Origin of the sequence: Dactylosporangium sp. NPDC051485 (assembly GCF_040682015.1) — a bacterium.
Lineage (GTDB): Bacteria > Actinomycetota > Actinomycetes > Mycobacteriales > Micromonosporaceae > Dactylosporangium.
In genome coordinates, this window is sequence record NZ_JBFAZW010000019.1 from 78100 (window position 1) to 92915 (window position 14816).

A 14816-nucleotide genomic window follows, 5' to 3' on the forward strand; every position below is an offset into this window, starting at 1 on the left:
GACACTGCCGCTCGATCCGCCCGCCGAACAGCTAATGAGCCCTAACTCCGTCCACATAGGACAGGCGTCGGTACTTCAAATTGCCGCGGTCAGCGGGCGGCCAGAGCGGCGCGCGAGCGAGACTTCGGCGTCCGACATCGCGAGCCTGGACCAGGTCGAGGCGGCGTCACCGGTGTGTCACTGCGCAGCAGAGCTCTGCGGCGGCTTGGCATCGAACCCGACCGCCGCCTTGCGCACTACACTGCTTCGATGGAAGACGCCGACGCTGAGCCGGTAATGATCTACCCCGTGGACGACGAGGTTCAGCGATTGATCCCTATCAACTTCGGCGCGTTCTTCGCCGCCAATCGGGGGCGGACGTCCAACATCGAGGATGGCGGAGACGTCGCTCACGTAGCGGATCGGGAGGCTGGCCAGCGTTTTGGCGAATGACGTGGATCCGCTCGACGCCACCCGCGAACACCTCGAACTCCTATACGACCGGAGCATCCAAGGGATGGGCCGACCTGGCTTAAGCTGGCTGGTCCGTCCCGTGCGGGACTGTACTTCGCGGCGAATCGGGATGATGATCAATGCGGGTCTTTCTGGTAACAGCGAGCGACGCTGACCGGCCTGTCGTACAGCGGCTTCTGGGCAGCGTCGACATCGGGGTGGTGACGGTAGATCAGCTACCCGCCGGACCGTCGCGGGCCCACGGACTCGCTCAGCTCCTCGAATCGTGCAGCGTCGCCATCGCCGTGCCGTTCGGTCCGGACATGGGGACTGTGACCAGAGTTGTTGGCGCCGCCGGTCGGCTTGGCAAGCCGGTCATCGTGCTCATCCCGGCAGGTGCGGATCCGGACCGGCTGCCGTTCAGTCTGCGGGTCGAGCATGTTCTCCGACTGGACGATGATCCCGACGATGTTGCCAAGCGCCTCTTCGACCTGGTCGAAGGGCACGTACTTCTAGCAGCCCTCGGCGGTCCACGACCCGGGCCACGAGCGCTCAGGCTTGAGCTGCAAGCGGAACCAAAGCCCCTGCTGCCGACGGTGCTGACCGCGACTGGTGTCCTCACCGGCGACGCGACTCGGCTGGCCAACCGGACCGAGCCACCGCCGGAGTTCGTCGCTGACTATGACGCCTGGCAGTTCCCTGACGGCGTCATCAACAATTCGGGCGAGCTGCGGTTTACTGTGGACGACCTCGTGCATGCGCTGTTCGTCACCGGTCGCGCGCCGGGGGACCGGATGCGCTACGGCTCCGCGTCGATCTGGGAGTGGCTGCACCGCACCTCGATGGTGCCTGCGTATGTCCGTCGGCACTACAGCGGCCGTTTGGTGCGGTCACGACTGGCAATGGAACTGGACCGCTCCGAACTGGTCGGCTTCTCCTACGCGCTCGGCCAAGCCGTGACGGCAGTGTTCTGTCGCATCGAACTTGCCGTGACGCACCTGATGCACGTCGACCGCTACGCCAACCACTACGGCCTCACCTTCGGGAACACCCGCAAACGCGCCGACCTGTTCGGTCGGGCTCCGGCCGGCTGGGTCGTTGCGGAGGCAAAAGGCCGGTCCAGAGCAATGGAGACGGCCCTGATGAACAAACTGGCTGCCCAGAAGCGTTCCATTGCCACGATCGGCGGGGTGCGACCCTGGCTCGCTCTAGGTTGTGTCGCCTCCTTCCCCACCGATCGAGGTGGTATGCGGGTCGACGCAGTCGACCCGGTGGAGGATAGTCCCGAAACGATCGTGATCACGGGGGGCGTTGATGCTTACATGTTGGCCTACTATGGCCCGTTCATCCTCGCTATCGATGGTGGCGAGCCTGCCGATGGCGGTGACGACAACATCGTCGCCGCCCGGTTCCCGTCGTTCGGTGTCACTGTCCGCATGTGGAGCGACCTCTACGTTCGTGTCCAGCAGGCATTTGGTGGCCTGCTGGACGGGCTGTACGACGACCTCCAGCAGATGCTGGATGAGGCGTCGAGCCGTCCCCTCCGACTCATGTCGGACGGCACTGCGATGCGGACAGACTGGACCGACCTGATCGACGCATCCGACTGGGAGTTCTGACCATCCGGTGGAGCCGGCTTGCGCCGTCACAACCCCCGCTCCGCCGCCGCGGTTTAGTGCCGATTTTCACGTCTGGTGAGGTGGCCGGCTGATCGGCGGATAACGATGGGCAGGTAGGTGTGCATCCGTTGCGTAGAGCTGGATTCGGCGGTGGGCTCATCGGCGAGATGGTCTTCGATAGCGCGATCTCGCTGACGGGTCGGGTGACCCCGGCTGCATCGACAGTACTGACGCTGTTGCCGATCGGCTCGGACGAGCGGTAGATCGTTCGGAAGACGGCTTGGCGTAAGGGTTCCGGGAGCGGCTCGGACGAGTGCGGGTGGTGGTTGTCGCTGCCGGCCGGGCAGCCCGGGCGGGGACGGTGTTATCGGTCGGCGGAATCAGCCGAGCGCGCGTCGTCGATGACGGTGCCCACCCGGCCGGGTGGGGAGTTCTTCACCAAGTCGACCGATGAGCGCGCCTGAACTGGGGTCCGATTCCCTGAATGAAAATCGGCGTTAGCGCACTGGCACGTGCGGAAGGCGGCCCAGCGCGCAGACGGGCGGAAAGGCCGGTACGAGCTGCGGAGCGAGTGCGCGCCGCCCGGCGAAGGCCGGGCGGCGCGGCAACCGATGTTCCTGCCGCTCTAGCCGGTCACCACGACGTTCGTGCTGCCCGGACTCGGCGGCGGCGCGGTCTGCGTGGTGGTCCCGCCGCCCGGCGGTGCCTGCGTCGGGTTGCTGGTCGGCGGCGTGGTCGGTGCGCCTGTCGTGCTGCTCGTCGTGGGCCGGGCCGTCGGCGGCGCCGAGGACGAAGGCTGGCTGCTCGGTGTGCTCGACGGTGGTGCGGTGGTCGACTTGGTCACGCTCGGCGTCGGATTGGGGCCGTCCGTCACCGCGGCGCAGGTGGCGACGGCCACGTTGATCGTGGCTGCCTCGGTGCCGGCGCCGGCTTTCATGGTGACGCGCATCGCCACGATGGTGACCGAGCCGTCGGAGTTGGTGCTCTTCACCCCGTAGGCCACCGACCCGTTGCGGCCGACTGGTCCGGCCGGGGTGCCGCTCACCGATGAGGTGACCTTGCCGTTGTCGCACGAGGCGGTGGCGCTGGACGCGGTCACCAGGCCACCGAACGCGGTGAACCCGCCGACCTGGGCGCTGGCCTTACCGCCGCCGGCGCGCACGGTGGCCGAGGCGATGGATACGGTGCCGTCTGAGGACCGGGCGCCGCCGCTGCCGGTCTTGACCTGCCCGTCGGTGCTGGAGACCGACGGCTTCGCGCCGATCGGGGCGGCGCCCGTGGCGGAGATGCCGTACGCGGCGTCGCGGTAGGTGGGGGCGGCGCCGGCAGCGCTGGCGTAGAGCACCAGCCCGGCCAGGCCGGCGGTCAGACCGACCACGCTCAGGGTGGCGATCCGGAAACGGTGTCGCACGATGTGCCCTTTCGTCGTCGAGGTACCGGGTTCAGGGTTGGATGTGCACGATGGTGCCGAGCGGCACCATCGCCAGGATCTGCAGTGCGTCGGCCGGCACCCGGATGCAGCCGTTGCTGACCGGGCGGCCGAACACGCTGGGGTCGGGCCAGGTGTGGATCGCCGTGGTCGCCGGACCACCGCGGTAGGTGCGCAAGGTGGGGCTGTGCGTGCCGAGGGCGATGATCAGCGGCGAGAACGTCTGTTTGGCGTTCGCCACCACCGCCAGCAGAAACGTGCGACCCACTGGGGTTGGAGTCGCCGCGGCGCCTATCGCGACAGTCCACCGCCCGACCAACTGGTCCTCGCGGATCAGGTCGAGGCGTGCCGTGGCCAGTGACACCCGCACCACGTAGGGCGTGCGAGCGATGACAACGGCTGCCGCGTCCAGCCATCCGGTCGCGCTGTTCGGCCGGCTCGGCAACAGGACCCTGACCCATCCGGGTCGCTGTTCGATCACGGGCAGCCAGGTGTCGGCAGCTGCCTGGCGGGCCGGGAGCTGGGCGATTGCCCGGCCGCCCGGCGCGTCGAACACCGGCAGCGGCGTCCGGTTGTGCGCCACCGCCCCGCCGGTCGCCGCCGCCGGAGCCGGGTCCAGCGGCGCCGCCGCGACGGTGCTTTCCGTCGTGGACTCCGGCAGCGCGGCCAGGTCGGCTGCGGCAACGACCGGCACGACGATCCGCGGCGACGGCGGGACTGTCGTCTGCGCCGAGATCGGGCCAGGCGCCAGCGGTCCGGAGTCCGGTGGCCCGGCAGGGGACGACGCGATCGCCACGGCCAGCCCGGCGATCACGGCCGCAACCGTCCCGGCCAGACCGGCCCGTACCCCGATCCGGGTACCGGCCGGCCTGTCCGGCGTGGAAACGTCGGTCACGACACCAGCTCGGTGAGGTAGCCAGGTCCAGGAACGCCGAGACCGGTCACCCGGTCGTAGCCGGGTCCGGTCTTCAAGGTCTGCACCCCGGCATCGAGGTCCAGCAGATAGTCGCCGGTCGGCGTCGACGCGTTGATTCCCGGCGTCCAGATCCCGGCGTCGATGTGCCGCACGTCGGTGACGATCGGTCGACCGGCTGCCGCCTTCGCATACATGACCGGCGCGGCGTGCCCGACGACGACACCGCCCGCGCGGGACTGCGCAACAGCGGTCAGCGACGCCACGATGGGCGCCGCGAGGGACGTCCCGCCGACCGGGCCGGTGCGGTACTGGCCGCCGGAGGTGTAACCGATATGCAGACCGGTGAACGGGTCTGCCAGCGCGGAGATGTCCGGCACCACACGACGCTCGCCGGGCAGGCCGGACTGCCAGCTCGGCTTGTCGAAGTGGTGACTCGGGCCACCGCCGGCGCCGCCGACGAATGCGGGGTTCAGCCGCTGCCAGCCGCCGCCGGCAAGCCGGTTCCCGGCCGAGGCCCAGCCGGTCTGGAACATGACCTGGTTATTCGGTCCGACCGCCGAGGAGGTGCCGCCGACCGCCGTCGTCCAGGGTGAACTTGCGGGGAACAACACGCTCGGGCCGTTCGCGCCCGACACGCTGCTGTTGTCGCCGGTGTCGCCGGAGGCGGCGTAGACACCGATGCCGAGGATGGCGGCGCGGGCGAGGATGTTGTTCGTCGCGGTCAGGTAGGGCACGTCGGCTGGTTCGCCGATGATGCCCCAGGACGCCGACACGATCGTGGTGTCGATCGCGTTGTCGGCGATGACCGCCGCGACGGTTTCCTCGAGTTGTGTGCAGTCCGGCGCGGCGGCGTAGACGATGCGGGCGTCCGGGGCGATCGTGTGCACCGCCTGGATGTCCAGCGCCTGCTCGACGTGCCACAGGTCCTGGTCGCAGCCGGTGGCGCCACCGGGCAGGTTGTAGGACTTCACTGCGAACCGGTCCGCCGGCAGCGGCGGGACGCCGTTCTCGGCGAAGGCGCGGTTGGCGTCGGCGAGGGCGCTCGGGTTGTGGAAGGCACCGACGACCACGACCGTTTGCCCCTGCCCGCGATCGTTCGGGCCCAAACCGTACAGGGCCCTCAGCTGGGCGCCGTTGTACCCGCACAAGATGTTGGACTGCCGGTTGGCAGGATACTTGCTCGGCAGTCCCGCCTTGGTGTACTCGCCCCAGAACGCCGAGCAATACGGGCCTTCGAGCATCGGCTTCGGCACGGCCGGTCGTGCCACCAGCGGCTTCGCTGCTCTGGTCGTGAGCCCGGAGACCGCTGCCACGTCGGCGCGGACCGCCGCTGGTGGCTTCGGCACTGCGGTTGCAGTCCGCACGCGCACACCGTCGCGGACCTGGGTACGCAGCGTGACCCCGAACGCGGCACGTGCCTGCCGCGCCGTGCCCGTCACCGTCAGCCGCGAGCCGGTGGCGTCGAGGCCGACCACCGAGAAACCCGCGCGGTGCGCCCACCGGCTCACCCGCTCAACCCGATCAGCGGGCGCGCCGAACCGGGTCCGTGCCTGGACCCGCGTCAAATGGTGGCCGTAGTTACCTGTTCCTGGACTGGAGGCCTGCGCGGCATAGGCAGTCATCGACGACTCGTCCGCGCCGGTCAGCGTCAGCGTCACCGTGACCGGCGCACTGGGCGGCACACCGGCGTCGCCGCCAGGCGTGACTGGCGCCGCGTGCGCGGGAACGGGGAATACCACCAATGCCGCCGCCGCTGCGGCTACCGCGGTGGCGAGGGTTCTCACATGCATGGGCATGGTCCTTCCGGCCGACGACGTCGTCGCCGCGGCCTTGACGAGGGATGGGGAGAAGCGGTGAAACTGTCAGAGCCGCGACAGAAGGGCGCCCGTTCGGGTGCGATAGCGACCGCGAAGGGCGGCTGATACGGTGTCGACCAGGTCGCTGGACATACCCGACAACACCGACCGGCGTGATTCGGGCGCATGATCTGGTTCGGCCGCAGCGTGCTTCCGTGGCGGGGCAGACATGATCGTGTCGACCGGGCGCACGGCGCGGCACCACCGGGTACGGAGGTAGGCAACGCACAGGCGGCGACGAACCAGGTACGTCGATCGGCAGCGGATCACCCCACGACCTTCGCGGTGACCAGGCCGACTGCGGAACCTAATGACTCCTAACGCGGGCCGATTGACGAGACCGATCTGCACCGCTACAAGAAATCGGCCGACCTCCATCTACAGAGTGGCCAAGCTGCACCGCGAGCAGCTGTCGAAGGGGAATCGACGTGACGACACACGACCTGCTGTCACAGGCCGCCGCGAAGGCGCTCCCGGCACATGTCAGCGCCCAACTCGTTGACCTGGGCGATGCCTGCAACAGGGCGTACATCGCCGTCGTCGAGGCCGAAGCGATCGGTCTGAGTGCGACCAACACGCTGGAGACTACTGGGCTGGACCCACGAGGGCCGGTCTACACGATCAGGTGGGCCGAGCGGGAGCACGACTCGGCACGAGCACTGCTCGCCGCGCGGACCACCAACTACACCGACCTCGCCATCGTCTACGCCGCCGCGGCATGCAGTGTCTTGGCCGCCGTCGCCTACGGACGTGAGCCCGCCGTTTTCGATCTAGCCGCCACCACGGATCAGCTCCTGGGCGACCTCGATGCGTATGTGCCGCTGGTCCGGCTCGACACGTCAACTGCGATCAACCCAGCTTGGGTGGACGACGTCACCGCCGAGCTGCGCCAGGCGCACGATAAGGTTCGTCGCGCGGCAACGAGCGTGCCCATGGCCGGCCGCCGAACCGGCCATGGGTCAATCAGCCCTGACACCACACCATCCCAGAATCTGGGCAGCGGGGTGCCGGTAGCGTTCCATGCCTACGCCGCAGGTGCTGTCTCGGCCCTTACCACGATCATCGAAGATCGGGCCGGCAGGGGCGGTGGACCCTAGACATCTCCGTCGGGGTACCAATGGTGATCCGGGTCGAGTTCTAGCCCGAGCTCCGACGGCTTCTTCCGCAAGGCCAGCACCAGTAGCCGGCGGTTGTATTGATCCGGTACCGCTCGGTCGTTCTCCCAGCCAGATAGCATGATCATCAAACTGTGGGCATTCGCTGTCGTTTTGCCGTGCTGACTGCCGACGGCCAGAATCTCGCGGACCAGGCGGCTCTGCGACCAGCTGCGGTCGCGACGGCGAGCCATCCGCAGCAGAGCCCCCACCGACGGCCGCCCAGGTTCGTCTGGACCTCCGCCGGCACTGCTCGTCATCGGCCCGCTCCTGCGTTCGGCGCTGCTTGACCTCTAGTGCGGCGCGAGCAGAGCCCTCGATCCAGCGTGGACAGTTGTGCTGTAGCCCGAGCCGCGCTCCCGCCCGGCCGGACCCGTATCAACGGCGGCAGATCAGCCACCATCCCACCTCCCCCGTGGGTCACATCCCCCGCGAAGGTACGCGCACGCGGCAACCGCCCGGCTACGGCTCTCAGCGCACGAGACGCCGCCACGCATCGACAGGCCGAACGATCCGACCGTCGCGCGTCCCCTTCCTTCACTGTCGGTGTAACACGCGGCAGGAAAATCGCAACGTGATCACTCACGCACCCATCGCACACCGGGGCCGAGGTAACCACGGGCCCCAGCCGCTTGTCAAGATCGAAGGCGGTGAACACGTTAGTTCGGTTCCGAACCTCTCGCAGGGCTGCCACCTGCGCATTTATGCCTGTCGTTCGATCATCGATGAGCGCCGTCGACAGTGGCATGGTCGTTTCGCCACCCCCGCAGCGCTTTCGCACGCACGTACAGCGGAGTGATCTTGGGGTTGAAACGCCAGTGCGAAGTGCCAGGTTGGTTAGCGATGCCGCCGATCGTCCGTGAACATTTTTCGACCGTTCGATGCCGATCTTCGCCGTTCAGGTCGGTTACACATAGTCACGAAACTCGCTGCCGATCGGGAGCTGAAGCCAAGTCAGCGTCTGTACGAAGTGTGCGCCACGTCATCTCATGAGACTTGGTGAGGGCTGTGACGTACCCGGGATGCATGCCGCCACCACCTCGGGCTACGGGGTGGCGGGTGGCGGGTCTTCCGACTAACGGAAACCTCTCGCGTGTCCGCGCGCCTGCGCGGGCGCGTCCACTACGCCCAGCGAACCGCTGCACCGAGATGCGACAGCACTTGCCTCGCGCGGCCGGAGCTGCTATGCGCGGCGGAGAAGCCACCAATAGCGGAAGACCCGCCACCCGCCACCCTGGCCGTCCATGCCCGGCGTTAGGGGTCATTAGGTTCCTGTCCTGCTCATGCACCGGCAAACTCGGCCAGGTGCCGTCAGTCCGACAGGGGCTTCGGTTCGCGTCGCCCCGGTGCACGCCAACCGACGCAAGCAACCGGATGGGCCGAAAGGCCCGGGAGGTCAGGCATGCCCGAAGCGGTTCATCAGCAGCCCGATGACAACGCCGGAGAGCCCACGCAACGGCGCCCTAGAACTGACCGTCGATACCGAGGACGTCACCGCCGTACGTTTACCTTGCCTCCGTGGCTGACCCATCTGCGCCGGGGCAAGCAGCCCCGCTCGCAATGAACATCCAAACGAGCCGCCACCACGCGGCGCCACGCCGGCCCGTCCGGTCGTGAAGTTGTTCAACAGGCGGCAGTCGCGATGACCGAAGCAGCCGATGGCGTGCCGCCCCGGTTGTCGGACGGTGGGGCGATCGTCGCGCTGTGCCGGACCGCGACCGTCATCCGGGCCCACCTGGAGCGCGAAGCGCTACGTCCTAGGCGCTTGACGTGGACCGCCTTTGAGGTTCTCCGTCTCGCTGTCAAGTACCCGCGAATCCGGCTTCACGAGCTCGCGAGGCTGACCGGTGCATCCAAGGGCACCATCATCTCGGCAGTCCGCCAGCTTGAAGAACGTCGACTCATCGTCCGGCAAACCCCTCAAGACCTCCGCCAGGTCGAACTCGTCGCCACCGGTGACGGACGGCACAGTGTCAACGAAGTGGTCCTGAAGGTCATCGACATCGAGGCGAGGCTCATGCCCGACCCTCAGTTGCGACGGGCCGTTGCCGCAATCGCCCAGCACCTCTACCACCCACCAGCCCCACCGGACCGCAGTTCGGCGATCTCTGGGCCGGAAACGCAGCCGCCGACGGGGGACAACGCACGCCGTGTATAAGCAGCAAACTGGCTCAGTTCCTGCCTCATACGTCGTGCGGAAACAGCAGGGCGTTGTGCAGCATCCGGACGCGCCCTCGGCGACGGTGCTCCGGCGCGGCGACCAGCTCGCTGAAAGCGAACATCCGAGTCCCGTCCTCAACAAAGAGCACCGGCGGAAGATCCGCCTGCATGGCCGCGTTACGTGGAAGCGCCGAGCGGCGTGGTGTGAACGGTGTCCCACACATATGCACGTTTCGAGCGGCGTAGGGCGATGAGCTGGACCGCGTGGATTTGAACCGTTGCTGGCGGCAGGTCGCGGAGCGACACGAGGGCAGCGACTGGGCCGTCTACCGGCACCTCGGCGCCGCTGTAGGCCACCGTGACGTGTGGTCTGAACCCGTTTTCGGGTTCAGGAACGATTGGCCACACCTGCCCGATGCCGGCTCGGATCGCTGTGCGGAGTGCGGTCACCGGCGCCCAGGGCTGAATCAGCAGCCCGATACCCTCTGCATCTGGATCGACGGGTCCGAGATTGAGGTCAAACGGCTGGAGATGCGCACACTGGCGCGTGACTGCATCAACGATCGCCGCGAGATCCTCGTCTGACACCTCGTCCGTGAAGCCGACACCCTGTGTTGTGAGGTGCAGTCCCTCGACAGGCACAAGGTCGAGGCCGGGTAGGCGGAGCTGCTGCTGAACGGTGGTGACGAGCTCGGTGAGGGCGTCTTGGTCGGCGAAGGTGAGGTGCCAGGTGTAGAACCGTCGGTTTGAGCTCCAGCCCGGTCGCCAGTACCAATGGTTGCGCAAGGCGGGGAGGTCCTGGTAGGCGAGCCAGCGCTGCTGGAGGCTCTCCCGTTCTGGAGATGTCATGGCGTAAATGGTAGGGCTGGCAATGCCCGTGAGTTGCGTTGCTCAAGGAGGCTGGCAACTTGCTGGACCCCAGCGTGTCCTGACCAGTGCCTTGCACTGGTGAGGAACTCGCTAGTCCGGAGGGTCACGGATTCGAAGGCGTGCCCGGTCGTCAATGTCAGCGCCTCGACGGCTACTGCACATGCGTACTCAAGGTCGACGTCCCTGCTGGGGCGCTGGAGTTCCGCAGTCGCAAGGTCCAGCCGACTTAGTGCGCGTGGGCCATGCAACTCGGCGCGGTCAAACGCCGCTAGCGACAGGCGGGCGTGTGTCGCGGCGTCCTCGTAGCGGCCGAGTAGCAGGTATGCCGTAGCAGCGTTCGCAGCTGCTCGTGCTTCGCAGTACGGCTCCAGCGCGAGGCTCGGGCTAACCGTATCGCGGCGATGATCGTCGAGTGCCGCGAGGCCACGTCCAACAGCATCGTCGACGCCCCAACTATTGCCCAGCCGGGCGTGTGCACGGGCCTCGCCGTTGATTGCGAGGCGGACGGCTTGCGGACCATGGGGAGCGCGGACGAATCCGTCCCTGGCGAAGGCCAACGCATCGTGATACTGCCCTGAGTAGTACGCGACAAGGCTCTGACCTGCTCGCACCCATGCTTGAAGGTCGGGTTGACGCACCGCCTCGGCTAGTGTGAACGCCTCGGCACCGTACTGGCTGGCGACTCTGAACCGGCCAGCGTCCAGTGCGAGTACCCCGTGGATGCACGAGAGTCTCGCGGCAGCTGCGTACAGTTGTTCACGCTGACGTGGGAGCTGTCGCTGGTCCAGCAGGTCCTCTACCCGGGCGCGAAGCCCGCGCACATGCGGTGCGAGTTGCATTGGTGGTCGCTGTTCATAGGTATCGATGATCTGGCGGATCTCAGCATCAACGTACGACAACAGTGCATCGTCTACGTGTGTCTCGGCGGCACGGCGTCGTCGATGGTCGATCGCTTCAATGGAGTCGAACAGCAACCCGTCGAGGTCGCCGGGAGGCTCGCTCGATCCCACAGCGCCGAGCGCCGTGAAGCGGTCTTCAATGGCGGGCGACTGTCCAGCGCCGCCTGCGGCTACAGCGGACCCCGATGAGGATGCGCTTTCGAACCACAGCACGTGACCTGGGATGTCCAGGAGTCGAGCCCAAAAACGCAGGCGATCGATGTTGAGTTCCGGCTGGCCTGTCTCCATACGGCTTATCTGCGCTTGTGACATGCCGGCCCAGTGCCCGACGATCCCCTGCGAGATCGGTGCTACGTGGTGCGGGTGCCGACGGTAGGCGGCGACCAGATTGCCCATGTGCTGCCCGCGCGATGCTGCGGCTATCGCGGGGTGGTTCCAAAATACCCGCGGAACCGACGGCGGGCTTCTGCGCAGTTCATCAACCAGCGACTCGCAGGACGCGCAGAACTCGGATGCGTTGTCGGAGGCAAGCGGAGACCGGCACCGCGCACAGCGACGGCGATCCATCGATGGCATCCGAGGGTTCCTCACTCCTCGTCGATATATACGACGCGGCTAGTGTACCGACTGCGACGCCAGGACGGAATGGCCAGCTTGCAACGTTTGCCGTCGACTCTTCTGTACTTTGTTACGGCAACAAAGCGCTTGCTTCCTTCCGAGATATTTAGGAATGCCCCCTCAGAAATACTCAGTTGACTACTGGCCAGGAGCGGTGCGTGGCTGCTGGTCAGGCTGCATTGGCGCCACCTGACTGATCGAGACGGTAATAGCACCGACCCGGCTCAGGCGTTCAACTGCGGCGATCCCGTGTCGTCCCCAGGTTGGCGTTTGCGGTAAGCGATAGTCAAGGGAGGTGCAGATGCAGATCTCCCTATTCGCTGGCTCGCGCTGCTGGTCCCGGCTGGCTGGCCCAATGGGTGTCAGCGGTCTGGTAGTCATCACGTGTATGTGACCCATTTAGCGGCCGTATCGTCACGTTTGAAGCTGTCGAATCGGGGGCGCCACTGCTCCCGTATGTGCGGATTGCTATTCAAGATCGGTAGTACGCTGGTGACCAGCTTCAGTTCTCGCACCTGCCGGAGCACCTCGAAGCCCGTCCACTGCGTTACGTCGAAACCGTACCCATCGGCGACAACGTCTTGCGTGTTGCCTGGATAGTTGAAGCGCAGTTTGCCGACCGCTACTGGGGTGAGATCCCATTCTCGCGGTCCGACGCTGACCGAGTCGAAGTCGCAGATGCGGGGTCCATCGGATGCCAACAGAACGTTGCCGGTAAAGACGTCTCCGTGGATGACGCCTTGCGGTAGGACGTATTCGATGGTGGCGAGGTCCGTCTCGATCTGGTCGCTGCGGAGGTTGAGGAATGCGAGATCGTCCTCGTCGATGCCGTCGGCCTCGGCGATGCGTTGGCGAATCTCATGGAACGGGTTCCATGTCGGGAGTTCGAACGGGGGAGTGGGGAGGTTATGGAATGCCCGCAGCAGGGTGACGAGGTCGCGCCCGGACGGCCGGTCGCCTGTCTCGACGACAGCGTCCCAGATGGTGACGAGTTGCCCGTCAATGTCGAGTGGCTGGGGGATGCCAGGGGCGAGTCGCACTGCTGGCAGTTGCTGTGCGGCAAGCCAATGGGCGACGTTGATGATCTTCGGCACTCGGTCGCGCATCGTGGCCGAGCCGGCGATGCGGATGACGAGAGGTTCGTGCCGTAGCCGGAAGACGGCGTTGTTGGTGAACTTCACCAGCTCCGCGCCTTCGATGTTGATCTGCAGGCGCTCGCCCACGCTAGCAAGGATTGCTGCGAGCGTGGTTCGCGTCAGCCGGTGTCGCGCGGCGTCTCGGTGATCGGTAGTCATACGTTTCGAAGCGTAGCAATCCGATCGGCAAGATCATGGCATCCGGCATGGCTGGCGGCCTCGTGCAGTGGTGCGAGCCGGTCGATGGTGCGAACGGAGCGCACCTGCTCTGCCAGGTCAACCGCCTGGTGGCCGAAGGCGTCACCTGGCAGGCGGTTGCCACGGATGAGGTGTGCCGTTGCGAGTGCGGTGAGCTCGAACGTCTGGCTACGAGTCTCCGTCGCGCCTCGCTCGCGAAGGCCCGCCTCAAGATTGGTGATCGCGGCGTTGAGTGGATCGTCACCTGCGCGGGGAAGCGCGGCGTGGACCATGCCCGTCATGGCGAGCATGTCGGCGAGACCGAAGAACCGAACCCACGCCGGCGCGGCGTCCGGGTCCGCGCGTGCGTACTCGTCCTGTGCCCGGCCGATGGACTTGTTCGCCTGGCGCTGATCTCCTGCCATGGCGTAGGCCCACGCCTCGTTGGCGCACAACAGGGCGACGGTCAGTTCACTACCGGAGTCTTGGGCGGCGAGCTGACCGAGTTGGAAGAAGCGCAAGGCTTCCCTGATGAAGCCACGGTGCAGGCACAGCCGGCCTATGCGGTAGTGGACGTTGGCGACGAGTGACGCATCACGGGCGTACTGGGCCTGTTCGAGCGCGCGGGAGAAGTGGTGGTGCGCTGCGTCGAACAGGCCGACGTCGAACGAGGTCCATCCGGCGAGGTTGTGCAGGTCCGCCAGGGCAGTGTGAAGGCGGTCGCGTAGCTGCTCAGGGCAGTCCGCGGCGAGGAGTCTTTGCGCCCAGCGGGATTGGGCACTGATCGCATCCCGGCAGGCACCTCCGCCGTATTGGGCGTCGAGAGTTCGCATGGCGGCGGTCATGTGTTCAAGGTTGACGAGGTCGGTGACGCCGACCCGTTCCGGCGTCGGCGCCCGGTATGACTCAATTGGCCGCCACCAACTCACGACGTCGGGTACGGCGGCGTCGACAGTGACGGCGGCGGCGTGCGTGAGTAGGGCGCGGACTTTCTCCCGCTCGTCCGGCTCCGTCGAGCAGGTGCCCGCCGCCAGATCGAGTGATGCTTCGGCGACGTCGTCGTACGCCAAGCCCATGTAGCCCCGCGGGATGCCGAGCCCGTCAGCGATTCGGGACAACACGTCGTACGCAGTTACCCGTCGACCACGACGCAGCACCTCGAAGACTTCGTTCTGCGCGACACCGGTCTGGGCAGCGATCGCGCGTTGGCTGATCCCTATCGCACCGAGCCGGCGGTAGACGACCTGAAGATCCCGCCTGGCGAGCGCTGCGCGCATCTCTGGGTGTTCCCACACGGATGGCGGGACGACTCTTCTGTGGCGCTGACCGTCGTTGTCCACAGCCCTCCGACCGTCGTCGTCTAACTTGGCAAAGTAACGGCATAGCACATTAAAGACTATGACGGCTACATGGCCTTGGCTGGATCACGCCCAAAGGGCATCGTCTCGATCTTCCGACGCCGACTATTCGGGGTAGTCACACTCCCTAGTCATCAGGATGACAGGTAGCTGCGACCAGGGCTACAGCTCGCCCTATCCGGCTTGTGTATC

12 protein-coding genes are annotated in these 14816 nt (G+C 66.6%); 4 read left to right on the forward strand and 8 right to left on the reverse strand.

The annotated features are described in order from the left end of the window. Window positions 1-249: 249 nt before the first annotated feature. Window positions 250-432, forward strand: a complete 183-nt coding sequence (locus AB0M46_RS13745; protein WP_363335692.1) for a hypothetical protein — start codon at window positions 250-252, stop codon at window positions 430-432. Window positions 433-572: 140 nt separating this feature from the next. Continuing rightward, window positions 573-2051, forward strand: a complete 1479-nt coding sequence (locus tag AB0M46_RS13750; protein ID WP_363335694.1) for a hypothetical protein — start codon at window positions 573-575, stop codon at window positions 2049-2051. 625 nt (window positions 2052-2676) lie between these two features. On the opposite strand, the gene AB0M46_RS13755 is transcribed toward AB0M46_RS13750, so the two are convergent. From AB0M46_RS13755 to AB0M46_RS13765, 3 genes are read right to left on the reverse strand one after another with little or no spacing between them, the layout of a single operon-like run. Then, window positions 2677-3462, reverse strand: coding sequence for a hypothetical protein (locus tag AB0M46_RS13755; RefSeq protein ID WP_363335695.1), 786 nt, complete (start codon window positions 3460-3462; stop codon window positions 2677-2679). Between the two features lie 31 nt (window positions 3463-3493). Continuing rightward, on the reverse strand, window positions 3494-4375 hold the full coding sequence (locus AB0M46_RS13760) for a L,D-transpeptidase (RefSeq protein WP_363335697.1): 882 nt from the start codon (window positions 4373-4375) through the stop codon (window positions 3494-3496). After that, window positions 4372-6186: a S53 family peptidase gene (locus tag AB0M46_RS13765; RefSeq protein ID WP_363335699.1), complete on the reverse strand. Its 1815-nt coding sequence runs from the start codon at window positions 6184-6186 to the stop codon at window positions 4372-4374. Before AB0M46_RS13765 ends, AB0M46_RS13760 begins: the two co-directional genes overlap by 4 nt. A gap of 494 nt (window positions 6187-6680) precedes the next feature. Between AB0M46_RS13765 and AB0M46_RS13770 the strand changes: the two genes are divergently transcribed. Beyond that, on the forward strand, window positions 6681-7349 hold the full coding sequence (locus tag AB0M46_RS13770; protein ID WP_363335701.1) for a hypothetical protein: 669 nt from the start codon (window positions 6681-6683) through the stop codon (window positions 7347-7349). On the opposite strand, the gene AB0M46_RS13775 is transcribed toward AB0M46_RS13770, so the two are convergent. Then, complete coding sequence (locus AB0M46_RS13775) at window positions 7346-7666, reverse strand: hypothetical protein (protein ID WP_363335703.1); 321 nt, start codon at window positions 7664-7666, stop codon at window positions 7346-7348. The genes AB0M46_RS13770 and AB0M46_RS13775 overlap by 4 nt on opposite strands. 1382 nt (window positions 7667-9048) lie before the next feature. Here AB0M46_RS13775 and AB0M46_RS13780 point away from each other — a divergent pair. Beyond that, window positions 9049-9564 (forward strand): MarR family transcriptional regulator, encoded by a 516-nt coding sequence (locus tag AB0M46_RS13780; RefSeq protein WP_363335705.1) that lies wholly within the window; start codon window positions 9049-9051, stop codon window positions 9562-9564. A gap of 179 nt (window positions 9565-9743) precedes the next feature. Here AB0M46_RS13780 and AB0M46_RS13785 read toward each other — a convergent pair whose 3' ends face one another. From AB0M46_RS13785 to AB0M46_RS13800, 4 genes are all read right to left on the reverse strand, one after another. Beyond that, window positions 9744-10415 (reverse strand): 2'-5' RNA ligase family protein, encoded by a 672-nt coding sequence (locus tag AB0M46_RS13785; protein ID WP_363335707.1) that lies wholly within the window; start codon window positions 10413-10415, stop codon window positions 9744-9746. Next, a complete protein-coding gene (locus AB0M46_RS13790; RefSeq protein ID WP_363335709.1) occupies window positions 10412-11731 on the reverse strand; it encodes a helix-turn-helix transcriptional regulator in 1320 nt (439 codons plus the stop codon). The genes AB0M46_RS13785 and AB0M46_RS13790 overlap by 4 nt, the downstream gene beginning before the upstream one ends. A gap of 602 nt (window positions 11732-12333) precedes the next feature. Beyond that, window positions 12334-13176: an aminoglycoside phosphotransferase family protein gene (locus AB0M46_RS13795; protein WP_363335711.1), complete on the reverse strand. Its 843-nt coding sequence runs from the start codon at window positions 13174-13176 to the stop codon at window positions 12334-12336. Window positions 13177-13244: 68 nt separating this feature from the next. Further along, window positions 13245-14543, reverse strand: a complete 1299-nt coding sequence (locus AB0M46_RS13800; protein ID WP_363335713.1) for a transcriptional regulator — start codon at window positions 14541-14543, stop codon at window positions 13245-13247. Between the last annotated feature and the right edge of the window lie 273 nt (window positions 14544-14816).